Origin of the sequence: Asticcacaulis aquaticus, from assembly GCF_028550415.1 — a bacterium.
Classification (GTDB): domain Bacteria; phylum Pseudomonadota; class Alphaproteobacteria; order Caulobacterales; family Caulobacteraceae; genus Asticcacaulis; species Asticcacaulis aquaticus.
In genome coordinates this window covers 59717-80277 of the sequence record NZ_JAQQKX010000015.1, presented here as the reverse complement: position 1 = coordinate 80277, position 20561 = coordinate 59717, and the positions used below count along the sequence as shown (strand labels likewise).

The 20561-nt window shown below is 60.4% G+C and carries 23 protein-coding genes and 1 tRNA gene; 14 read left to right on the top strand and 10 right to left on the bottom strand.

Features of this window, described 5'->3' with window-relative positions; genetic code table 11:
- Position 1 precedes the first annotated feature (1 nt).
- The 3 genes from PQU92_RS16055 to PQU92_RS16045 are packed head-to-tail and all read left to right on the top strand — an operon-like array spanning position 2 to position 1981.
- Positions 2–565, top strand: coding sequence for a hypothetical protein (locus PQU92_RS16055; RefSeq protein ID WP_272749267.1), 564 nt, complete (start codon positions 2–4; stop codon positions 563–565).
- A 57-nt stretch (positions 566–622) separates the two neighbouring features.
- A complete protein-coding gene (locus tag PQU92_RS16050) occupies positions 623–1141 on the top strand; it encodes a DUF1993 domain-containing protein (protein ID WP_272749266.1) in 519 nt (172 codons plus the stop codon).
- A gap of 60 nt (positions 1142–1201) precedes the next feature.
- Positions 1202–1981 carry a tetratricopeptide repeat protein gene (locus PQU92_RS16045; RefSeq protein ID WP_272749265.1) on the top strand — a complete coding sequence of 260 codons (780 nt, stop codon included), beginning with the start codon at positions 1202–1204 and terminating at the stop codon, positions 1979–1981.
- Here PQU92_RS16045 and PQU92_RS16040 read toward each other — a convergent pair.
- The 3 genes from PQU92_RS16040 to PQU92_RS16030 are packed head-to-tail and all read right to left on the bottom strand — an operon-like array spanning position 1978 to position 4014.
- Positions 1978–3024 carry a saccharopine dehydrogenase family protein gene (locus tag PQU92_RS16040; protein ID WP_272749264.1) on the bottom strand — a complete coding sequence of 349 codons (1047 nt, stop codon included), beginning with the start codon at positions 3022–3024 and terminating at the stop codon, positions 1978–1980. The genes PQU92_RS16045 and PQU92_RS16040 overlap by 4 nt on opposite strands.
- The gene (locus tag PQU92_RS16035) at positions 3017–3628 is read right to left on the bottom strand and encodes a DUF4166 domain-containing protein (protein ID WP_272749263.1); all 612 of its coding nucleotides are present in this window, start codon (positions 3626–3628) and stop codon (positions 3017–3019) included. The genes PQU92_RS16040 and PQU92_RS16035 overlap by 8 nt, the downstream gene beginning before the upstream one ends.
- Entirely contained in the window at positions 3625–4014 is a 390-nt protein-coding gene (locus tag PQU92_RS16030) for a DCC1-like thiol-disulfide oxidoreductase family protein (RefSeq protein WP_272749262.1), read from the bottom strand. Before PQU92_RS16030 ends, PQU92_RS16035 begins: the two co-directional genes overlap by 4 nt.
- 49 nt (positions 4015–4063) lie before the next feature.
- On the opposite strand from PQU92_RS16030, the gene PQU92_RS16025 reads away from it, so the two are divergent.
- Both PQU92_RS16025 and PQU92_RS16020 read left to right on the top strand, forming a co-directional pair.
- Positions 4064–4525 (top strand): DUF2269 family protein, encoded by a 462-nt coding sequence (locus PQU92_RS16025; protein ID WP_272749261.1) that lies wholly within the window; start codon positions 4064–4066, stop codon positions 4523–4525.
- A gap of 110 nt (positions 4526–4635) precedes the next feature.
- Positions 4636–5262 (top strand): glutathione S-transferase family protein, encoded by a 627-nt coding sequence (locus tag PQU92_RS16020; protein ID WP_272749260.1) that lies wholly within the window; start codon positions 4636–4638, stop codon positions 5260–5262.
- Here PQU92_RS16020 and PQU92_RS16015 read toward each other — a convergent pair.
- The 5 genes from PQU92_RS16015 to PQU92_RS15995 form a co-directional block, all read right to left on the bottom strand.
- Positions 5259–5669, bottom strand: coding sequence for a hypothetical protein (locus PQU92_RS16015; RefSeq protein WP_272749259.1), 411 nt, complete (start codon positions 5667–5669; stop codon positions 5259–5261). The two genes, PQU92_RS16020 and PQU92_RS16015, sit on opposite strands and share 4 nt — an antisense overlap.
- A 44-nt stretch (positions 5670–5713) precedes the next feature.
- Positions 5714–6547: a hypothetical protein gene (locus tag PQU92_RS16010; RefSeq protein ID WP_272749258.1), complete on the bottom strand. Its 834-nt coding sequence runs from the start codon at positions 6545–6547 to the stop codon at positions 5714–5716.
- 39 nt (positions 6548–6586) lie between these two features.
- Positions 6587–7063, bottom strand: coding sequence for a Cys-tRNA(Pro) deacylase (gene ybaK, locus PQU92_RS16005; RefSeq protein WP_272749257.1), 477 nt, complete (start codon positions 7061–7063; stop codon positions 6587–6589).
- 134 nt (positions 7064–7197) lie between these two features.
- Positions 7198–8223, bottom strand: a complete 1026-nt coding sequence (locus PQU92_RS16000) for a threonine aldolase family protein (RefSeq protein ID WP_272749256.1) — start codon at positions 8221–8223, stop codon at positions 7198–7200.
- A gap of 10 nt (positions 8224–8233) precedes the next feature.
- Positions 8234–8689, bottom strand: coding sequence for a DUF4442 domain-containing protein (locus PQU92_RS15995; RefSeq protein ID WP_272749255.1), 456 nt, complete (start codon positions 8687–8689; stop codon positions 8234–8236).
- Between the two features lie 86 nt (positions 8690–8775).
- Here PQU92_RS15995 and PQU92_RS15990 point away from each other — a divergent pair, with 86 nt between their 5' ends.
- The 4 genes from PQU92_RS15990 to PQU92_RS15975 all read left to right on the top strand — a co-directional run bounded on the left by PQU92_RS15990 (position 8776) and on the right by PQU92_RS15975 (position 11493).
- Positions 8776–9753 (top strand): ketopantoate reductase family protein, encoded by a 978-nt coding sequence (locus tag PQU92_RS15990; protein ID WP_272749254.1) that lies wholly within the window; start codon positions 8776–8778, stop codon positions 9751–9753.
- On the top strand, positions 9750–10718 hold the full coding sequence (locus PQU92_RS15985; protein ID WP_272749253.1) for a bile acid:sodium symporter family protein: 969 nt from the start codon (positions 9750–9752) through the stop codon (positions 10716–10718). Before PQU92_RS15990 ends, PQU92_RS15985 begins: the two co-directional genes overlap by 4 nt.
- Positions 10719–10818: 100 nt before the next feature.
- Positions 10819–11250 (top strand): CBS domain-containing protein, encoded by a 432-nt coding sequence (locus PQU92_RS15980; RefSeq protein WP_272749252.1) that lies wholly within the window; start codon positions 10819–10821, stop codon positions 11248–11250.
- Between the two features lie 39 nt (positions 11251–11289).
- Positions 11290–11493: a hypothetical protein gene (locus PQU92_RS15975; protein WP_272749251.1), complete on the top strand. Its 204-nt coding sequence runs from the start codon at positions 11290–11292 to the stop codon at positions 11491–11493.
- Between the two features lie 138 nt (positions 11494–11631).
- Here the strand turns inward: PQU92_RS15975 and PQU92_RS15970 are convergent.
- Positions 11632–11721, bottom strand: a tRNA-Ser gene (locus tag PQU92_RS15970).
- A gap of 365 nt (positions 11722–12086) precedes the next feature.
- Between PQU92_RS15970 and PQU92_RS15965 the strand changes: the two genes are divergently transcribed.
- Positions 12087–13307, top strand: a complete 1221-nt coding sequence (locus PQU92_RS15965) for an OmpA family protein (RefSeq protein WP_272749250.1) — start codon at positions 12087–12089, stop codon at positions 13305–13307.
- A 158-nt stretch (positions 13308–13465) separates the two neighbouring features.
- On the top strand, positions 13466–14029 hold the full coding sequence (locus PQU92_RS15960) for a sugar O-acetyltransferase (RefSeq protein WP_272749249.1): 564 nt from the start codon (positions 13466–13468) through the stop codon (positions 14027–14029).
- A gap of 1 nt (position 14030) precedes the next feature.
- Here the strand turns inward: PQU92_RS15960 and PQU92_RS15955 are convergent, their stop codons facing one another.
- Positions 14031–15629, bottom strand: coding sequence for an ArnT family glycosyltransferase (locus PQU92_RS15955; RefSeq protein WP_272749248.1), 1599 nt, complete (start codon positions 15627–15629; stop codon positions 14031–14033).
- 421 nt (positions 15630–16050) lie between these two features.
- Here PQU92_RS15955 and PQU92_RS15950 point away from each other — a divergent pair, with 421 nt between their 5' ends.
- The 3 genes from PQU92_RS15950 (at position 16051) to aguB (ending at position 20558) form a co-directional block, all read left to right on the top strand.
- Positions 16051–18429, top strand: a complete 2379-nt coding sequence (locus PQU92_RS15950) for a TonB-dependent receptor domain-containing protein (protein ID WP_272749247.1) — start codon at positions 16051–16053, stop codon at positions 18427–18429.
- Between the two features lie 159 nt (positions 18430–18588).
- Positions 18589–19647: an agmatine deiminase family protein gene (locus PQU92_RS15945; RefSeq protein WP_303657418.1), complete on the top strand. Its 1059-nt coding sequence runs from the start codon at positions 18589–18591 to the stop codon at positions 19645–19647.
- A gap of 29 nt (positions 19648–19676) precedes the next feature.
- Positions 19677–20558 carry an N-carbamoylputrescine amidase gene (gene aguB / locus PQU92_RS15940; protein ID WP_272749246.1) on the top strand — a complete coding sequence of 294 codons (882 nt, stop codon included), beginning with the start codon at positions 19677–19679 and terminating at the stop codon, positions 20556–20558.
- Positions 20559–20561 lie beyond the last annotated feature (3 nt).

Here is a 20561-nt window from a genome sequence, read left to right as displayed (position 1 = left end):
CATGGCGACGACGGCTGAGGCCTGTCCGGATATTCCGCGCGCCGATACGCAGCTGTTTGCCCGTGCGGAGCGGCTATATAAGGCGACCGATCAGGTGGCACTGGAGGCCCTGCGGCCTGAGCTGGAGGCCGCGTTCAATCGTGCGCCCGACCTGCGTGACCGGACCTGTGCGGGGAAGCTCGATATCTATGCTCAGGCCACACTGGCGCTGGGTTGGGTGATCAGCCAGTCGGGAGACTGGGACAGCGCTTATCGCTGGCAATCCGAAGGCCTGCGCTTTTCGCCGCAGCACGTCGAACTGGGGCACGAAGCGGCCTTCAGCCTGTTCATGCAGCAAAAATACGATGACGCTCAGGCGCGGATCGACGCCCTGCTTGAGCGGACGGACCTGAGTAGACCGCAACGCGCCGGGCTCTACCGGACGCGCGGGCATATCCTGATCGAGCTGGAACAGTGGGACGCCGCCGAAGCGGCGTTCCGCGCGTCGCTGAAATACGAACCCGGCAATGTGCAGGCGAAGAACGAGTTGAAATATATCGGCCACAACCGGCCCGCTAGACCTTGATCGGACGCGTCCGCCGCCCATTTGCGGAGGGCATTCGCACCACAGAGAGAAAACGAAATGTCCGACGTCCCGCCAATCAATATCTATTCGATGACCGTGCCCGTGCTGCTTAACGGCATCAAAAACCTGACCCATATTCTCGACAAGGCCGAGGCCTATGCGGCGGAAAAGAAGATTGACCCGTCGGTGGTGATCGAGGCGCGTCTGGCGCTCGACATGCACCCGTTGCGCCGTCAGATTCAGTCGGTGTCAGACACCGCCAAGGGTGCGGTGGCGCGTCTGAGCGGCACGGAAAACCCGTCCATGCCGGACACCGAAACGACCTTTGCCGAGTTGAAAGAGCGCCTGCAAAAGACCGTCGATTTCATTAAATCCGTCGATCCGGCCCTGTTCGAAGGCGCGGAAACGCGCGATGTCGTGCTGAAAACCCCGGCGCGTGAGATCAACTTCACCGGCTACAGCTATGTGATCGGTTTCGTTCTGCCGAACCTGTTTTTCCATATCACCACGGCCTATGCGATCCTGCGTCACAACGGCGTCGATCTGGGCAAGGCTGACTATCTGCGCGGCGGTTAAGTATTGCTAAGCATACCCGTTCCGGTTTAGCCTCCCGCTATCATAACGGGGGGCTTTTTCATGTTTTTCAGAACCATAACCGTTGCTCTGTGCGCGGCGCTGGCCGTGAGCGGCAGCGCTCAGGCCGCCGACGATAAGGATGACGCGGCGCCGCTGCTGAACTTTCCGTGCCAGACGCACGACAAGGCGGCCGAAGCCGCAGCGCAGACCGTGGCGGACAAGTTCACGACCTTCCTGAACAAGGGCGACCGCCCCGGCATTCTGAATATGGTGCCGGAAATGGAAGCTGTGATGGCGGTGGCACCGGCGCCCTATTATGCCGAACGCTGCGACACGACGATCACGGTCTATACCAGCAATATGTCGGCCTCGCTGATGATCGGGGTCATGGCGGCCGGTGGCAAGGACGACAAGACAAAGACCAATATCAATCTCAGCGGTCCGACGCCCTATGCGACCCTCGCCTTCGGTCTGGGCTGGGCCTATGCCGACCGCCGCGACTACGGGCGCTGCATTACGGTGCTCGAAGACGGTCTTAAGCGCGATCCGTTCGACGAAGCCATGATTGCCGAGCACCTCTTCTGTCTGGCTCAGGCGGGCCGGAACGAGGAGACCATCGCCGCCGCCGACAAGCATCTTGGCAACTTCATGTTGGCCCTGTCCGATCCCGGCAAGGCGGCGATCCTGCGCCGCAAGGGTTACGCCCTTATTGAGCTGGGACGGTGGGACGAGGCCGAAAAAGCCTACAAGGAGTCGCTCAAACTCGATCCGAAGAACGAGATCGCCAAAAACGAGCTGATCTTCATCAAGGAACAGAAGAAAAAGCAGAAGGCGAGTTAAGCCGTGACGATGTTGAACGGTTTCAGCGCGGCCAGATAGTCGTCGAGGCTGATCTGGCCGAGGCTGGAGCGCGCACCGGGGGCCAGCGGCTCGCCCTTGGCTAAACGTTCGGCCAGCAGGATCGCCGGGACCGAGGGGATTTGCGGCCCGTCGCCGTCCTTGGCGATAATGTGCCAGTCGATCTGTTTGGGCTGGCCGTCGTGACCGGTGCCGCTCAGGACCATGAACATGCCGCCGTCGTCCGAGCCCAGCGGGTCGAACAGGTCGGCGGCCTTCAACAGCGGCGTGGCCAGTTTCGGCAGCGGGAAGGGCAGGAGCCGCCAGCGCACCGTCCACGATAAGGCCCATAGCCCCAGATGGATAAAGCCCAGTTCCAGCCCGGCCCCAAACCGGATGGATTTCAAACCGTAATGCGCAGGCAACAGATCGAGATCGGGGATGTCGCAATCGCCCATCAGACGCGGGCCCAGATGCGGGAAGCGATGCCGCCGCAAACCCTGCCAGCCATAGGCTTTCGGATGCCCGGCGAAGGGTTTTAGCGGTTGTCCCACGTAGCTGAGGATCGCCGCCGTGGTGGCCAGTCCGCGTTCTGCCCCTTGGCCCGGACAGATGCCGCAATCGACCTCGTCCAGTGTCGCGAACCGATCGCGGACATGGTCGATCACCGCCGACGACAGGCACGGCACGGTCGAGGCCCCGCTGATCGCCGTCACATTGGCCGCTCTGGCTTCGGCATCCAGCGCGCCGAACCCCACCACGAAATCGCGCGCGTCGGACAGGTCGACATAGTGGACGCCCGCCGCGATGCAGGTCTTTGCGACGTGGTAATCGGTGCCCTGATACGGCCCGGCGGTATGGACGACCACGGCGGGTCTGTACTGTGCCAGGGCCTCGCCCAGCCCGGTATTGAGGTCGAAACAGGCCTCGGCGCGTTTCGGATCGCGCCCGGCGATGATGACCGGCACGCCGCGCGTCCTCAGGCCGTCGGCGATGCGCTTGCCGAAGTTCCCGTAGCCGCCGAGGACCATCACCGAATTAGTCACGATAGAGCACTTCCGTCACCCGGAACTCGCCGCCATAGCTGTAGAGCGGTTTGTCGAGCAGCCCGCCCGACATCTGCATGTGCATCTTGAAGCTGTCCTCGCCGGTGGCCTGTTCATAGGCGTAGCCGTAACCGACGAGCCATTCGATGGGCATGGGGATATCGATCCCCAGCACGCGTACCACATAGCCCGCATGGCGCAGGATGACCTTGTCATTGTCGTAGTAATAGGTCGCCTTCCAGCCTGCGCCGGTTTTCATATATTCGGTCACGCGGTGGGCGCGTTTGGAGATCATGCGCGAGCGAAACACGACCGGCTCACGGCCCGGAAAGTTGAAAATCCGCTCAAAGACAAAGGCGTTGCTGTCGGGCTCGGAATGAAAATGCACGGTCACCGGCACGGCCTTGCCCTCATAGGGCGTCAGCATGCCGGTCAGCCTGATCAGCCACGATATCTTGCGCATCCACGGGTGCATCTCGACATCGAGCGTCCCTTCGACGGTGACGCGATCGCGTGAAAAGGGCCGGTTGGCATAGTGCGCCTTGAGCGCCGGGGGCAGGGCGGCCCACTGCTCGTCGAAAACGGCCTCGAAAGTGGTTTTCATATCTCGTCTTTCCCCATCAGTTTCAGGCTCACGCGCCGTCCGGCTTTCAACAGCGGATAGAGCCATTTGACCCGCGCCTTAGAGCGGAACAGCCAGGCATTGAACCGGTTGAAGGCATCGCTCGACGACCCCATCAGGGCCAGCATGTACATAGCGTCTTCGCCGTGATGAAGTTGTCCCTGATAGGCGACGACGATGCCCTGATTGAGGTCGAATCCGCTCGTCCGGATATCACTCATCAGCGGGTGGTCGGTCGTTCGCGCATCGAGCGTTTCCAGCCGGCCGACGGCCTTGTTGACGCGAAAGCCCTGCGCCCCCGCCCGACACAGCGGACAGTCGCCGTCATAGACGAGATAGAGCGTATCGGCGTCGGTCTTGCTCATCATCCCCTTACCCTTTATCACCCTGTCATAGGCCTGTCGGGGAGGGGGATCAATGCTCTATCTGTGGATCAAGTGGGTGCACGTCGTGTCCTCGACCATCCTGTTCGGGACGGGGATCGGCACGGCCTTTTTCATGTTCATGGCCAACCGGCGCAAGGACGTGGCGGGCATCGCCTTCGCCGCGCGGCACGTCGTCATCGCCGACTGGATTTTCACCACCCCCGCCGTCACGGTGCAACTTCTGACCGGGCTTATGCTCGTCCATCTGGGCGGGTTTCAGCTGTTCGGCGGCTGGGTGCTGGGCGGGTTGCTGCTCTATGTGTTCGCCGGTCTGTGCTGGCTGCCGGTGGTGTGGATGCAGATCCGAATGCGCGACCTGTCCAAAGCGGCCTTGCTGTCGGGCGAGCCCCTGCCGCCGTTGTACTGGACCTATGAGCGCTGGTGGGTGATCCTCGGCGCGCTGGCCTTTCCGGCGATCGTGGTGGTGTTCTGGCTGATGGTGGTGAAGCCCTAAATATCCGACAAAACAAAACCATACCTCTTGATCGCCACATTTGCGCCCCTATCTCTGACGCAGCACTGAGACACCCCGACAGGGGACACCCCGAACAAGGATTTTCCGCGATGATCACCCTGCACACCTGGACGACGCCCAACGGTTTCAAGGCCTCCATCGCGCTGGAGGAACTGGGTCTGCCGTACAAGGTCAATCCGATCAATATCGGGGCGGACGATCAGTTCAAGCCGGAGTTCCTCAAGATATCCCCCAACAACAAGATCCCGGCCATCGTCGACGACGAAACCGGCATCAGCGTCTTCGAGACCGGGGCCATTCTCGTCTATCTGGCCGAAAAGACCGGTAAGCTGCTGCCCGCGTCGGGCGAGGCGCGCTACAAGGTGCTGGAGTGGCTCAACTGGCAGATGGGCGGTCTGGGGCCGATGTTCGGCCAACTGGGGCATTTCACGGTGTTTGCGCCGGAGCAAGTGCCCTACGCCCAGAACCGTTACAAGACCGAGGCGATCCGTCTGTTGAAGGTGCTGGAAACGCAACTGTCGAAGCACGCTTACGTGGCCGGTGAGGACTATTCGATCGCCGATATCGCCATCTATCCGTGGATCAACACCCTGCGCACCTTCTACAAGCAGGAAGCGCTTCTGGAGGCCACACCGCATATCAATGCCTGGTTCGCCAAGGTCGGCGCGCGCCCGGCGGTGCAGAAGGGCATGACCATCGGCAAGGAAGCGCGTTAGGCGAGGTACGCCTTCAACCGCTCGATCTGCCGCGAATATTCCGCCGGGTCGCTGGCTTTGAGCAGGCTCAGATCGTCCTGCCAGCGGTTGAGCCGCTTGGTCGCGCTTTCGGCCTTGAGTTTATCGATGCGGTCCTTCAGCGCCGCCAGTTCGACATAGGCTTGGGCATCGCGTTTATCGTCGGGCAGGTCGTCGATCAGGCACAGCACGGCGTCGGTCAGCTTGCCGATCTGTCGGCCATAGCTCTCCTGCTCGACGATACGCTTTTCGGTGTCCGGGGCCGAGGAGTTGTTCTCGGTAATGCTGATCAGCGACCATCCGCGCAGGATATCCTGCGTCAGGGTTTGCGGCGCGAAGCGCATCAGGTTAAAGGGGTCGAAAAAGGGATTGCCGCCGCTGTCTGCCATGCTCGCCTCCATTTAGGAAAGCTATCATGGGTTGTTTGGCGGTTCTATCTCTCATGTGCCTGTTTAACGATTTCTACGGATTTCATGACGTCATCATAGACTTCGGTGGTTGGCCGGAGTGGGCGTCTGTCGTAACGAAACGGCGTCAGTACGACTTCTCTCAGATGGCGCTTAGGTACTGTGATGACCTTGGCGCCTTTGGCGATAAACTCATCCAGCAGCCATATGCCTTTGGGTAAGCCACCTAATTCCCGCAATTTCCAGCTTCCGTCGGGCATAAGGCGGACCTCGGCAAAACTGCGGGATTTCAGCTTGGAGTTTTCACATGCGACATAGAACGATGACGCACTGATCCATTCGGGAACTTCACAGGGAAAGGGTGTTTTCCACGCGATGGCATGATCTGGCGAGGTCCAATCAATCAGGTGAAATTGCGCCGGTTCGTGAATTCCATCGATCGCTGAATCCGTCACGTAACGCCCATCGGGAGAATAGGCGACATTGGCATCAAACCAGAACAGACGCTCGTCCTTGCCGACAAGGATAAACTTGCCGCCCTCGCCGGGATACCAGGCAATCAGGGCGTGGGGTTCCGGTGCGCTGTCCGGCGACGTTTTCAGTTGCCACGTCATCCAATAGGACCAGATATGGCATTCATTGGTCGGGCAATGACCGGTGGCGCGGTCCTGAAGCCGGACAACGGGCTTGCCATCGAAATTCAAGATGAGCGTGTTTGCGTTACGTTCAGCAAGGCCGCTGGATTCCGTCAATCGTTCAGGTTCCCCATCACGGTAACCCATATCGAAGGGCTGTATGGTCTGAGCGACGGCAATATCGGTCGCTATCAGAAAAATGGCCGCCAAAACGGTCTTCAGCATGTCCTGCCCCCTGTTCCGAGGACGGTAACATGCGGATAATTATTCTGCCATTAAATCCACATATCCGGCATTGAGGAATTGTGAGGCCTCTTCGGGCGCGATGCTCAGGAGCAAACCGCGCTGACCGGCATTGATATAGACGATGTTGTAAAGCTGCGCGGTTTCGTCGATGGCGGTGGGGTGCAGTTTGCGCTGACCGAAAGGCGAGATGCCACCGACCTTGAAGCCGGTGACCTTTTCCGCTTCGGGCACTTTCATCATGTTAGCCGACTTGCCCTTGAAATGCGCAGCCAGCTTTTTCATCGACACTTCGCCGTCCGACGGCACAACGACGCAGACGCACTTGCCGTCGACCTCGGCCATCAGGGTCTTGAAGGTTTGCGACGGATCGACGTTCAGGGCCTCGGCGGCTTGCAGTCCGACGCGCGGCGCGTCCGGGTCGTAGGCATAGGGGTGGAGATCGAAGACGATCCCGGCTTTGGTGAGGGCAGCAGTGGCGGCGGTGGTTTTGGACATGGACTTGTCATTTTTTTTCCCTCTCCCTGAGGGAGAGGGTGGCCCGACTGGGCCGGGTGAGGGGGAAAGGGTGCAGCGAGTATGTGTTTAACAGTTCCCCCTCACCCTAGCCCTCTCCCTCAAGGGAGAGGGGATTATTGAGAGCCGCAATCGGCAAGGAACTGATCGACCTCCGCGGCGGTAGTGATGAAACTGCACACCAGACGGTAGGCATTATCCCCGGCCAGCGACCACGGATAGAACTTGTGAGCCGCCGCTTCAAGCCCCTGCGCGACCTTGGGCGGCAAGGTGACGAACAGGGCATTGGCCTCGACCGGGTAGAGCACGGACACGCCGTCGATACCGGCCAATCCGGCCTCCAGCCGCCTCGCCATCGCATTGGCATGACCGGCCAGTTCCAGCCACAGATCGCCCTCCAGCAAGGCCAGTAATTGCGCCGAGACGAAGCGCATCTTGGACGGCAACTGCCCCATGCGCTTATGCCAGTATTCGAAATCGCGCTGGAGCCCCGGATTGAAAATGACCACGGCCTCGGCGAGCGCTGCGCCGGCCTTGGTGCCGCCAAACGACAATATATCGACCCCCGTCACGGCTTCCGACGGCGATACGCCCAGCGATGACACCGCATTGCTCAGGCGCGCCCCGTCCATGTGGATCAGCAGGTCGTGCGCATCGGCGACCGCGCGCAAGGCCTGCAATTCCGCGACGCTATAGACCGTGCCGATCTCGGTCGATTGCGTCAGGCTGATGACTTTTGGGCGGACGGCGTGGGGGGCATGATCCTTCGATCCGGCGACAATACGCTCTATGCCTTCGGGCGTCAGTTTTCCCAGATGATCGGGTGCGATCAGGATTTTGGCCCCGGTGAAAAACTCCGGCAGGCCGCATTCGTCGTTCTGGATATGGGCGTCGCGGGTGGCGATCACGGCCTCGAACGGCTTCATCATGGCGGCCAAGGCCACGCCGTTGGTCGCCGAGCCGTTGAAGGTCGGAAAGGCGCGCAGTTGCGGTGCGGCAAACACTTCGCGCAGCGTTTCATTGAGTCGCCCGGTGACCTCGTCGGCCCCATAGGACGGCATGTGGCCGCTATTGACGGCGCTCAAAGCCGCCAAAACGGCGGGGTGCATCGGGGCGGTATTGTCGCTGGCGAAGGAGGGCATCGGAGCTCGGTTATTTCGGAGGTTTCTTCCTCACATATAGTGTCTTATGCACGCGCGCCACCACCACGCCATCGTCATCCACCACATCGACCTCGAATTCCGGCTCGATCTTGGGCTGGCTGTCCGCCAGCGCCCTGATCCGGGCGATTTCTTCCGGCGGGATGCGGAAGATGGCGCGCACCCGCCCGCGGCCGGGTTTGAGGAAGTCGATGCGCGCGGCCTTGTCCCACACGATATAGCCGCGCCCTAGTTGCGTCATCAGGATCGCCATGAAGAACGGGTCGCACATCATATAGAGCGAGCCACCGAACTGCGTGCCGACGACGTTGCGGTTCCACCAGCGTAGTTTCATGTGGACTTCGATCTCGGTGAAGTCGTCGGCATAGCGCACGACGCGGATACCGGCCCCGATCATCGGCGGATAGAGGTTGATCAGCTTGAAACGTTTGATAGGGTTGCTGGCCATAAGCACGCTCCGCACGAGGTTGCCTTGACCTTAACGTCAAATGGACCGCCGGTATAGCGTCACCCAAGGTAAGGAAACGCCAAAAAATGACGACCATTCTGATCATCGGACCGGGCGCGGTGGGCCTGAGCGCCGGAGCGGCCCTGATCGACGCCGGACACGCCGTGACCTTTGCTGCGCGTCAGGCCTTTGCGCCTTTGCGCGTCAACTGTTCTGGCGAACCGGCCCGCGATCTGGATGTCACCGTCGTCACCGATCCAGCACAGATAACCCCGCCCGACTGGGTGCTGCTCTGCGTCAAGGCCCATCAGGTTCAGGGCGCGGCGGACTGGCTCAACGCGGCAGTGGGGGAGGGGACGCGCGTCGCCATCCTGCAAAACGGCGTCGAGCATGTGGAGCGCGTCGAGCCTCTGGTGCCGAATGTGCTGCCAAAGCGCATTCCGAAAAGTGTGCAACGGTTTTCGGAATCAAATGCGCGACAAGACAAAAAACCAGAGCATGATTCCGATCCAACAGGATCGGGATGTGCTCTGGTGCCGGTGGTCGTCGATATCCCGGCAGGTCGCTACGCGCCCGGTGTCGTCGAATGGCGCGGCCGGGCCAATCTGCTGGTGCCGGATACAGGTGACGGTCGCGATTTCTGCGCCCTGTTCGACGGCACCTTCGTCAGTGCGCGCACGACGGAGGACTTCGTCACCGACAACTGGCTGAAGCTGTGCGTCAATGCCCCCGGCGGTGCCATCCTCGCCCTGACCGGTCAGCCCATGCGCGTGTTCCATAAACCCGGTGTCGCCGATATCGCCCTCGCCATCCTCAGCGAATGCGTGGCGGTGGGCCGGGCCGAAGGGGCGAAACTGCCCGACAGTCTTATAGAGGCGCAGATGGCGAAGTTCATGGAGGCCACCCCCGACGACACCAATTCGATGTACGACGACCGGGCGGCGGGCCGCGAAACCGAGTGGGACGCTCGCAACGCGGTGATCGTGCGCAAGGGCCGCAAGCACGGTATCCCGACCCCGGTCAGCGATATCCTTGTGCCGCTGCTGGCAGGACAAACCGCATGAAACTGTTCAAAATTCTCGATCCCTATATCCTCATGCTGCTGGGCATGGTGGTTCTGGCCTCCGTCCTGCCGGTGCGCGGAAGCGCCGCCGTCGTCGCGGAATGGATCAAGGACGCCGCCATCGTCCTGCTGTTCTTTTTGCATGGCGCCAAGCTGTCGCGCGAATCGATCTGGGCCGGGATGAAGGCGTGGAAGGTCCATGCGCTGGTCTTCGCCACGACCTTCGCGGTGTTTCCGCTGCTGGGGCTGGGCCTGCGCGCGGCCTTGTCGCCGTTGATGGACCCGATGATGCTGGCCGGGCTGCTGTTCCTCTGCCTGCTGCCCTCGACGGTGCAGTCGTCGATCGCCTTTACCGCCATCGCCAAAGGCAATGTCGCGGCGGCCGTATGCAGCGCGTCGGTGTCAAATATCTTAGGCATCCTGATCACGCCGATGCTGGTGGCGCTGTTGATGGGACAAGCGGCGGGCGGCGTATCGTTCGATGCCGTGACCTCGATCGCCTTGCAATTGTTGCTGCCGTTCATCGTTGGGCATTTGCTGAGACCGGTGCTGAAAGGTGTCCTAGATACGCACAAGACCCTTGTCGGGCGCGTCGATCGCGGATCGATCCTACTAGTCGTCTATACCGCCTTTTCGGCATCGGTCGTCGAAGGCCTGTGGTCCAAGGTGGGGCTTGCTGATCTGGCCCTGATGTTTGTGGCAGGTGCGGTCTTGCTGGCCGCCGTCATGGGCTTTACCTGGTGGGCGTCGGGGCGGGCGGGCCTGAGCCGCGAGGACCGGGTGGTCGTCCTGTTCTGCGGTTCGAAAAAGAGTCTGGCGTCGGGCGTGCCGATGGCCGGGACGCTGTTTCCGCCCGCCGTGCTGGGGCCGGTCCTTCTGCCGGTCATGCTGTTCCATCAGTTGCAGCTGATCGTCTGCGCCTTTTTGGCCCCGCGTCTGACAGGTGATCGTATAGAAAATCCGTAAAGTCGGGCTTTGCCCGATCCTTATCTGTGACTCACCATGCCTGCCGTCCTTTTTATGGCCTTTCCTATAGAGTGAAGCTTCAAAAATCAGGGAGCCGCCTATGTTAGTCCGTCAGGTCATGTGCACCGATGTGCGCATCGTGCATCCGTCCACTCCGTTTCGCGAGGCAGCGCAGATGATGCGCGACCGCGACTGCGGCTTTTTGCCCGTGGGCTCGAATGATCGTCTGCAAGGGGCGGTGACCGACCGCGATATCGTCGTGCGCGGTCTGGCCGAAGGGCGCAAGCTGGATACAGCGGTGTCCGAGGTGATGAGCGACCGCATCATCTACTGCTTCGAAGAAGACAATGTCGAAGATGCGGCCCAGCGTATGAAGCGCGCTCAGATCCGCCGTCTGGCTGTGCTCAATGCCGACCGGCGGCTGGTGGGCGTGGTGTCGCTGGGCGACATCGCGCGCGGCTGCGAGGACGAGCGTTTGACCGGCGACATCGAAAACGCCGTCGCCGAAGACACGAAGATCGCCGCCGAATGAGGCGCGCTTTGCGTTGTGAGCCCCAACAGGAGTCCTGCCATGCCGGCCTTGCATACCCTGAAGATTTCGCGCTCGGCCAAAGGCGGCCATGAGCACTACGGCGTCCTTCAGCGCGAAGAGGACAGTCCGCTTATCGTCACCGGAGCTGAAAGCCTGTATATGGCGCTCGACGATGCGCCCAACCCGGCGCGGGCCGGAGAGGTCTGCGATACGATTGTGTCGCGCGAACCGGAAGTCGTCTGATTTTTTGTGCAGGTGCGAATCGGGTCGTATTGCGTCGCAATGGATTTCGCGGTGAGGGCGTGTGCGTAAGCCTCCTCAGAGGTGATGCAAATTTACCGCAGAATCAAAAAAGCCCGCCGTGATGGCGGGCTTTTTGAATGGCGGAGAGGGTGGGATTCGAACCCACGGTAGGCTTCCACCTACGCCGCATTTCGAGTGCGGTACATTCGACCACTCTGCCACCTCTCCGTCTTTTCAAGGTGTTGCGCCAAAAGGGAGCGCAAATCGCTCAGTGGTCTGAACGAGGTGTTCTCCTACTCACATGTAACGAATTCCGCAAGCCCCTTTCCACAGCTATTCACATTTAATTATTGAAAATTTACACGCCTTCCTAGAGGTGATAGAGCATCTGATGTTCAAGAGTTGACCCGTCATATTTCGTGTCTTTCGGGTGTCAGTCGTCGCTAAAGCGATTAACCGGGTGCATTTTTAACCAAAATACCATTTTAGGTGCTAGGCAAAAAACGTTCCCAAAGTTATGTATACATTTGTAAACAACGGTACTCAGCCGGGATTTCGGCTGTTCGATCGATGGCCAAGAGAGGGCATTACACATGAAACTCAATTTGCTGGCGGGCGCTGCGCTCGTCGCACTGGCAACGGCGACTGGCGCCTTTGCTCAGGAAGCTGAAGGTTGGTACGGCGCTGTCGACCTTGGCTACAACACCAAGTCGGAATACGCTGCCAAGTCGGCGAACAACATGCCGGACGGTGCGCCGTTCGTGTACAACGTCGGTACGGACGATGACTGGGCTGGCTTTGCTCGCCTCGGCTATCGTTACAGCCCGAAGTGGCGCGTGGAATTCGAAGGTGGCTACCGCCCCGGCGACGTGACCTCGGCCCGCGGCTTCGCTCGCGCCTATCCGTATCCGGGCACGAACCCCCGCGACACCGCGCTCTGCACCCCGGGTGTGACGCGTACGGCTTCGACGCCCTGCGGCGGTCCGGTCGGTTCGTTCGATCAGACGACCTTCATGGCGAACCTGATCTACGATTTCATCCCGGAATCGAAGTTCCATCCGTTCGTCGGTCTGGGCGTCGGTCTGGATCGCGTGAAGGCTGACTTCACGGGTCAGTATTCGGTCAACCCGACCGGCGTTGGTCAGAACCTGACCATCTCCGGTGAAGACACCGTCGCCGCCTATCAGGCGCTGGCCGGTTTCGCCTGGGCTCTGTCGGATCGCCTGAACCTGGACTTCACCTATCGTTACCTGACGACGGAAGAAGTCAACCTGAAGGCTACGTCGACGACGACCCTGCTCAACCCCGGTTCGTTCTCGGGCAAGTTCAACGATCAGACCGTGACCGTTGGCCTGCGCTGGGCGTTCGGTGCTCCGGCTGCGGAAACCCCGCCGCCTCCGCCGCCTCCCCCGCCGCCGCCGCCGCCGCCGCCTCCCCCGCCGCCTCCGCCGCCGCCACCGCCTCCGGCAGCCGTTTACGAAGCCCGCGAATTCATCGTGTACTTCGAATTCGATCAGTCGACCCTGACGACCGACGCGCAAGCGATCGTTCAACAGGCCGCTGACTATGCCAAGGCCGGTAACGCGACCCGCGTGGTTGTCGTTGGTCACGCCGATACCTCGGGTTCGGCTGCCTACAACATCCGCCTGTCGGAACGCCGCGCCAAGACCGTGGCTGATGCTCTCGCCGGTCTCGGCGTGTCGGGTTCGATCCTGGCCGTTGACTGGAAGGGTGAATCGGCTCCGGCAGTCGCCACCGGCGACGGCGTGAAAGAGCCTCTGAACCGCCGTTCGACCATCGACATCGCGTTCTAATCAGCGCCGTCGATATCGACACCAAAAAGAACCCGGTCTGCTCACGCAGGCCGGGTTTTTTGTATCTGAAGGCCGTCGAGGCGGGCTCGAACCGCGTATACTGTCAGGTTATACGGATAGACTGAAACCTGAGATTCGCTCAGCCTTGAAAGTCCAGCATGTCAAACAAAGACGAGGTTCTGATAATCCGCAACCGGACGCCGGCATCGGCCGCCATGTCTGCGGAAATCAGGCGGGCGATGAGCATCACCGCCGCGCTCAATCGTTTGACATTCGATGATGCGGTTGAAATCAGGGCGTTGTTCAGCGAACTTATCGGCAGGACTGTTGATGACGGGTTTGCTCTTATACCGCCGTTCTATGCGACGGGCGGCCTAAATATGCGTATTGGGCGCAACCTGTTCGTAAATCAGAACTGCACCTTTTACGATCTGGGGGGATTGGATATTGCGGACGATGTGATGATTGGGCCGAATGTGAGCCTCATCACGTCCGGCCATCCGGTCGAATCGCTTCACCGAAACCGTACGGTGATCGCCAGACCCATCGTAATTAAACGCAATGTCTGGATTGCCGCGGGGGTTACGGTTCTTGGCGGGGTCACTATCGGCGAAAATTCGGTCGTGGCGGCTGGATCGGTGGTGACGAAGGATGTCCCGCCAAATACGCTTTTTGGCGGAAGTCCGGCGCAGTTTATCCGCGCCCTCGATCAGCCGGAGTGAGTTATTCCGCCTCATCCTCCTGCACCACACCGGCGCCGACCGGGTGACCGGTAATCGGATCGCGGGGCGCACGTTTGAAGCCGTAACCGCGCAGCAGGGTGAAATCGCGGGTGCGCTTATGGTCGATGGCGATCTTCAGCGACTCGGCATTGCCGGTGCTGATGAAGTCATGACGGATATCGGGCAGGAAACCGTCGACATAGGACAGGATCAGGACGTCCTGCCCGACCGTCTCGGTCAGGGGCGTTTCGGTCTCGGCCTGCGACTTGGGGTGGGCTTCGCGCACCCAGGCCTTGAGCGGTGTGTCCGGATGGGCGGCGAACCAGTCGCGACCGTAATAGGCCACGGCATTATAGACGTTGCGGTTGTCGACCGCGATGGCGGATGGCGCGGGCCCGGCCTGAGCCGCCGCGATCAGGGCCTGGGTTGTCGTGTCCCAGGCCCGGGCGCGCTTGACCGTATTGCCGAGGCCGAGCGTTCGCGACAGCTCCGGCGAGACGACCCCGACCATGAAAACCGTCATGACGGCGACCTGAAATGTGGCGCCGGCAATGACGGCCCAGCGGCTCAGGCGGTGTGTCCTGACGGCAACATAAAAGCCATGCCATACCAGGGCTGCCACCAGCAAACTGGCCGGGACATAGGCCGACGCTGCCCAGTTGGCATTGGCGCGCGACAGGAAGGCCTGAATGCTGACGAAGACCAACGGGGGCGCGGTCAGGCAAGCCACGCCGATCAGGGCCGTGCGCAGATCGGATGCAGTATCGCGCTGCAATACGGGCCCGCGGCGCCAGAATAAACCGGCGAACGCCAGAATGAGAATGGCGAAAGGCACGGGGCCGAAAACGCCGAACTGATCGCGCCAGAACTTGAGGAGGGAGAGCGGATTGAACAGCTTGCCCCAGTGCCAGTTGGCGTTATCCGCCGTATGCGACACGGTCTGGAACCCGTGCGTGGCGTTCCAGTACAGGTTGGGCGACAGGAGGAGGATAAACGCCCCCAGAAACAGCGCCAGTCGCGGCCAGGACCACCGCTGGCGCACGGAGGGTGCGAACAGGGCATGGGCGGCGGCACCGATCAGGAAATAGACACAGGCATATTTGCTCAGCGCCGCGCAACCGAACATCAGCCCCATGCCCAGCACGGCGCGCGTACGGTCGCGCTCACTGTCGGATGTCAGGAAAAGGCTGTAGAAATAAAGTGTTGCGGCGAGGAAGAACATCAGGGCCGCGTCGGTGGAAATGACCGCCGACGACAGGACGACGCCCGGCATCACGCTATATATGACGGCCGCGGTCAGGCCGGTGCGCTCATCGAATAGCTTCTTTCCGGCGCCCCACAGGAATAGCGCCGCCCCCAGATGCAGGAAGGGCGCGAACAACCGGACGAAGGGCTCACGGTCGCCGAACAGGGTGGACAGATGGATCAACCAGGCGATCATCGGCGGTTTGGAATAATAGCCGAAATCGAGTTCACGCGACCACAGCCAGTACTGCGCCTCGTCGGGATAGAGGTTGGTATAGGTGGTGAACAACAGCGCCACCCGCAGCACGAACAGAAGGCCCAGCCCCCACAGAACATAACGTGCGGCGGTGGACATTTCGGTCCCGGACGGAGCGGGTGAGGGGGCTTTTGAAGGCGTCATGGTCGCTCGGCGGAAGAGGGCGGTGTTGCGGTGCGGGGCGGCTTACGCAACGGCAACCGGCGCGTGGCGAAGACGTTGAGGGTGAATGCCACGCCTGTGCACAGAACGCAAACACGAATGATTTCGGACTGTGTCGGGTTCGCGAGCGAATGGCGCATTTTCTGTGACAATTTGGACGCATATCGTCTCCCTTGTCACAATTGTCATCAAACCTTTGCACTTTTGGCTCAAAAAGCGGCACGAAAACGGCTAAAGGTTAAATTTCATCCAGATCGTAACGAGAAGGTTGTTGTGAAACCGGGCCCGGCGGATCCGCTGCCGATGCTGACCGTTTCTTTTAAGTGTACTCATGGAGAGGGGATACTCCGCTATGAAGATGAATAAGTCCTGGATTCTGGCCGGTACGGCCCTGACGACGCTGTTCGCCGCGCACGGCGCGATGGCGCAATCGACCGGTACGCAGACTGTTGAAGAAGTGCAGGATGTCGTTGTCAAAGGGCAGCGCAACCGCAACATCGGTGGTCTGGCGGTTGATCAGACGGTGACCAAGACGCGCTCTTCGATCACCGAAGAGTTCATCGAGAAGCAAGGTCCGGGTTCGATCCTCGAAGCGATCAACCTGCTGCCGGGCGTAAACTTCTCTGACCAGACTGCTTCGGGCTCGGTCGGCGGCGATATTACGCTGCGCGGTTTCGATCAGCAGCGCATCGCTTTCCTGCTCGACGGCATGCCGCTGAACGACACCGGCAACTATGCCTACTACCCCACCATGAACCCGGACTCGGAAATCTACTCGAAGGTTGACGTCAACCTCGGTACGACGGACGTTGACAGCCCGACGGCCTCGGCTGGTGGTGGCACCATCAACTATCAGACGCGTCGTCCGGACAAAGAGTTTGGCGTTTTCGTCAAGGGCACCTTCGGCACCAACGAATATGCTCGTGAATATGTCCGCGTGGACACTGGTGAAATCGGTCCTTGGGGTACGACGGCTTTCGTCGCCGCTTCGAACCTGAATGCCAACAAGTTCAAGGGCGTCGGCACCGAAGATCGTATGCAGGTTAACGGTCGTATCTACCAGCCGCTGGGCGACGGCGACTTTGCCTCGGTTGCGTTCTATTATAATGAAACGCGCAACAACAACATGTACAACATCTCGCGCAGCCGACTGATGTCTGGCTTCTGGAGCGATGATTACGCTGCGACGATCGACCCGGTTCTGGCCAACGCCACCTCTTCGGGTATCACCGGTTTCTACGGCTACCGTATCAACCCGACTGACAACGGCAACATCCGTGGCCAGTTCAAGAAGCACCTGACCGAAAACCTCGTCCTGACGGTCGATCCCAGCTTCCAGTATACTCTGGCTGACGGCGGTACGCAGGTCACGACGATCAACGAAACGACGGGCGTGCTGAGCGCGTCGAGCAGCTTTGCCTGGGGTGAACTGGTCGGCTACGACGCCAACAAGGACGGCAAGCTGTCGACCTACAACGTGTTCAGCCCGAGCGTTACCAAGACCCGCCGGGTTACGGTCAACTCGTCGCTGATCTGGTACATCAATCCGCAAAATACGCTGCGTTTCGCCTATACCTACGATCGCGGTAACCACCGTCAAACCGGCCGTTACAGCTTGCTCGAAGGTGGTAACTGGATCGGTGATCCGTTCTCGGAAGAATCGAGCCTGTGGCTCAAGGGCAAGAACGGCGAAGAAATCCAGAAGCGTAACCGTCAGTCCTATGCCAACCTCAACCAGTTCGCCATCACCTACGGTGGCTCGTATTTTGAGAGCAAGCTGAAGTTCGACCTTGGCGTTCGCGTCCCGAAGTTCGAACGTGAACTGAACAACTACTGTTACCAGACCTCTTCCTCGGTGGCTTACTGTGCGAATGTCGTTCCCGTAACGCCTATCACCACCGGCACGCCGACGACCATTCAGGCCAAGAAGCCGACCTCGTGGACTGTGTCTTACGACAAGGTTCTGCCGAACGCGGGCATCAGCTACAAGCTGAGCGATCACCAAACCGTCTACGCTTCTTATGCTGAAACGATCTCGGCCCCGCGTACCGACTCGCTCTACGACCGTCTGGACATCACGATCGAGCCGGAAACCTCCAGCACCACGGATATCGGTTACCGTTATTCGTCGCCTCTGGTCAGCGGCTCCATCGCCCTTTGGAAGACGGACTTTGAACACCGCGTTGAAACTGCGTGGGACGAATCGATCGGCGCTTCGGTGGCGACCGACGTCGGTGCGGCCAAGATGGAAGGTATCAACGCCGAACTGGGCTTCCGCCCGGTCGAAGGCCTCGACATCTACACCTCGGCTTCGTACACCGACACGGAAATGCTGAACGACGTTAAGTTCGGTGCTTCGGCCACTCAGGTTAACCTGGTGAAGGGTAAGAAGCTGGGCAAGATTCCGTCCCTGATGTATGCGGTCAACGTCAACTATGAAACCGGTGCATGGGACTTCTCGGTCACGGGTAAGTACACGGGTAAGCGTTATGCGTCGCTGCAGAATATCGAAAATGCACCGGGTTACACGGTGTGGAACGCGAACGTTCGTTACAGCGTCGGTGATTTCGGTCCGATGAAAAATACCTATGTTCAGATGAACGTGAAGAACCTCTTCAATGAGAAGTACATGTCGGCGATTTCGACCGGCAACGTGTTCTCGGATACCGCCAGCACCTCGTTCTACTGGGTGGGCGCGCCGATCACGACGCTGTTCACGATCGGCACCAAGTTCTAAGTCGAACCTGAGCTAAACTAAAAAGGCGGCTCTCCGGCAACGGAGGGCCGCTTTTTTGTTGGTCGTTGTTAACAATCATGGCCAAAGCGGTTGACGCTGTGTAAAAGACCCGCGACTGATAGGTTGCAACCATCGCTTCAACGCTTTTTGGGGTCTGGCATGACGTCTGGCACGAGCCAAAATCCGCACATTTCCCGTCTGGTGCCTGCCGAGTGGGAACCCCACAAGGCCATGTGGATCGGCTTCCCCAGCCATGAAAACCTGTGGCAGGACGACCTGATCGAGGCGCAGGCCGAGGTCGCCGCGCTGGTGCGCGTGCTGGCGGAATTCGGCGACGAGCATGTCAAGCTGATGGTGATGGGCGAGGCAGCGCGCGAGGCGGCGCAGTCCCTGCTGTCGGATGTGAAGCGTATCGAGATCGTCGACGGGCAGTTCGGCGACATCTGGTTCCGCGACACCGGCCCGATCTATGTCAGCGCCGAAGACGCCCGCGACCGCCATGAGACCCTGCCGGTGGCCTTCCTGAACAACGGCTGGGGTGGCAAGTACCATCTGAAATACGATGACAAGGTCGCCGCTCAGGTCGCCGCGCACGACGGGTTCACGCCGCAGACCGAGGAGTTCGTGCTCGAAGGCGGGTCGCTGGAGCACGACGGCTTCGGCACGATCATCACCACGCGTCAGTGTCTGCTCAACCCCAACCGCAACCCCGACTGGACGCAGTCGATCGCCGAACGCGCGCTCGAAGCCAGTCTGGGGGCGCGCAAGGTCATCTGGATCGATGACGGTCTGCTCAACGATCATACGGACGGCCATATCGACAATCTGGCGCGCTTTGTGGCGCCGGGGGTGGTGGTCTGTCCGGTCGCCTACGGTGCCGACGATCCGAATGCCGACCTGTACAACGCCGTGGCGAAGTTCCTCAGCCAGCAGACCGACGCGCGCGGCGTCGCCTTGCAGGTCGTGCGCATCCCATCGCCGGGCAAGACGGTGGACGAGGACGGCGAGATCATCCCGGCCTCGCACATGAACTTCCTGATCGCCAATGACTGCGTCGTGGTGCCGATCTATAACGACAAGCCGGGTCAGATGGCCGTCGAAGCGTTGCAAACCCTGTTCGCCGAGCGTCAGGTGTTCGGTCTGTCGTCGAACGCAATTTTGACCGGCGGCGGCTCGTTCCATTGCATCAGCCAGCAAGTCCCCCATATCAAGGCCTGACCGGCGTTCTTTCTATACAGGTAATCCCCATGACCCGTACCGTTTCCGTGGCGGCGCTGCAAACCGCCTATGGCCCCGATATGGCCGAGAACATCGCGAAGACCGAAACCCTGGTCCGCGAAGCCGCCGCGAAGGGCGCGCAGATCATCCTGCCGTCGGAGCTGTTTCAGGGCGAATATTTCTGCGTGTCGCAGGAAGAAAAGTGGTTCGCGACGGCGTTTGAATGGCGCACCCATCCGTGCGTGCTGGCCATGCAAAGGCTGGCGGCGGAACTGAACGTCGTGATTCCGACCTCGATCTATGAGAAGGAAGGTCCGCACTATTTCAACAGCCTGGTCATGATCGACGCGGGCGGAGACCTGCTGGGCGTCTATCGCAAGAGCCATATCCCCGACGGGCCGGGATATCAGGAAAAATACTATTTCCGTCCGGGCGATACGGGCTTCAAGGTGTGGGACACGAAGTTCGCGAAGGTCGGCGTCGGTATCTGCTGGGATCAATGGTATCCCGAAGCCGCCCGCGCCATGGCGCTGCTGGGGGCCGAGGTGCTGTTCTATCCGACGGCCATCGGCTCGGAGCCGCACGACGCGGAACTGGATACCGCCGCCCCGTGGCAGCGCGTCATGCAGGGCCATGCCGTGGCCAATGTCATTCCGGTCGTGGCCTCTAACCGCATCGGGACCGAAAGCCTGATCTCGCCGCAAAGCGGGGCGGGCCAGAGCTTCTATGGTCACAGCTTCATCGCCAATAACCGCGGCGACAAGGTGGCGGAATTCGGTCGCGACGAAGAGGGCGTGCTGGTCGCCTCGTTCGATCTCGACTACCTCAATACGCACCGCGCGGCGTGGGGCTTTTTCCGGGACCGTCGTACGGACCTTTATGCGGCGATCAGCGGTGCCCGACCCGTATAGGCA

Bases quoted from the DNA above. Each gene is read 5' to 3' on its own strand.
- PQU92_RS16050 (WP_272749266.1), top strand. From the start codon at position 623: ATGTCCGACGTCCCGCCAATCAATATCTATTCGATGACCGTGCCCGTG.
- aguB (WP_272749246.1), top strand. From the start codon at position 19,677: ATGACCCGTACCGTTTCCGTGGCGGCGCTGCAAACCGCCTATGGCCCC.
- PQU92_RS16025 (WP_272749261.1), top strand. From the start codon at position 4,064: ATGCTCTATCTGTGGATCAAGTGGGTGCACGTCGTGTCCTCGACCATC.
- PQU92_RS16035 (WP_272749263.1), bottom strand. From the start codon at position 3,628: ATGAAAACCACTTTCGAGGCCGTTTTCGACGAGCAGTGGGCCGCCCTG.
- PQU92_RS15985 (WP_272749253.1), top strand. From the start codon at position 9,750: ATGAAACTGTTCAAAATTCTCGATCCCTATATCCTCATGCTGCTGGGC.
- PQU92_RS16000 (WP_272749256.1), bottom strand. From the start codon at position 8,223: ATGCCCTCCTTCGCCAGCGACAATACCGCCCCGATGCACCCCGCCGTT.
- PQU92_RS15965 (WP_272749250.1), top strand. From the start codon at position 12,087: ATGAAACTCAATTTGCTGGCGGGCGCTGCGCTCGTCGCACTGGCAACG.
- PQU92_RS15990 (WP_272749254.1), top strand. From the start codon at position 8,776: ATGACGACCATTCTGATCATCGGACCGGGCGCGGTGGGCCTGAGCGCC.
- PQU92_RS16055 (WP_272749267.1), top strand. From the start codon at position 2: ATGGCGACGACGGCTGAGGCCTGTCCGGATATTCCGCGCGCCGATACG.
- PQU92_RS16030 (WP_272749262.1), bottom strand. From the start codon at position 4,014: ATGATGAGCAAGACCGACGCCGATACGCTCTATCTCGTCTATGACGGC.
- PQU92_RS15995 (WP_272749255.1), bottom strand. From the start codon at position 8,689: ATGGCCAGCAACCCTATCAAACGTTTCAAGCTGATCAACCTCTATCCG.
- PQU92_RS15975 (WP_272749251.1), top strand. From the start codon at position 11,290: ATGCCGGCCTTGCATACCCTGAAGATTTCGCGCTCGGCCAAAGGCGGC.
- PQU92_RS15960 (WP_272749249.1), top strand. From the start codon at position 13,466: ATGTCAAACAAAGACGAGGTTCTGATAATCCGCAACCGGACGCCGGCA.
- PQU92_RS15955 (WP_272749248.1), bottom strand. From the start codon at position 15,629: ATGTCCACCGCCGCACGTTATGTTCTGTGGGGGCTGGGCCTTCTGTTC.
- PQU92_RS15950 (WP_272749247.1), top strand. From the start codon at position 16,051: ATGAATAAGTCCTGGATTCTGGCCGGTACGGCCCTGACGACGCTGTTC.
- PQU92_RS16020 (WP_272749260.1), top strand. From the start codon at position 4,636: ATGATCACCCTGCACACCTGGACGACGCCCAACGGTTTCAAGGCCTCC.
- PQU92_RS16010 (WP_272749258.1), bottom strand. From the start codon at position 6,547: ATGCTGAAGACCGTTTTGGCGGCCATTTTTCTGATAGCGACCGATATT.
- ybaK (WP_272749257.1), bottom strand. From the start codon at position 7,063: ATGTCCAAAACCACCGCCGCCACTGCTGCCCTCACCAAAGCCGGGATC.
- PQU92_RS16045 (WP_272749265.1), top strand. From the start codon at position 1,202: ATGTTTTTCAGAACCATAACCGTTGCTCTGTGCGCGGCGCTGGCCGTG.
- PQU92_RS15945 (WP_303657418.1), top strand. From the start codon at position 18,589: ATGACGTCTGGCACGAGCCAAAATCCGCACATTTCCCGTCTGGTGCCT.
- PQU92_RS16015 (WP_272749259.1), bottom strand. From the start codon at position 5,669: ATGGCAGACAGCGGCGGCAATCCCTTTTTCGACCCCTTTAACCTGATG.
- PQU92_RS15980 (WP_272749252.1), top strand. From the start codon at position 10,819: ATGTTAGTCCGTCAGGTCATGTGCACCGATGTGCGCATCGTGCATCCG.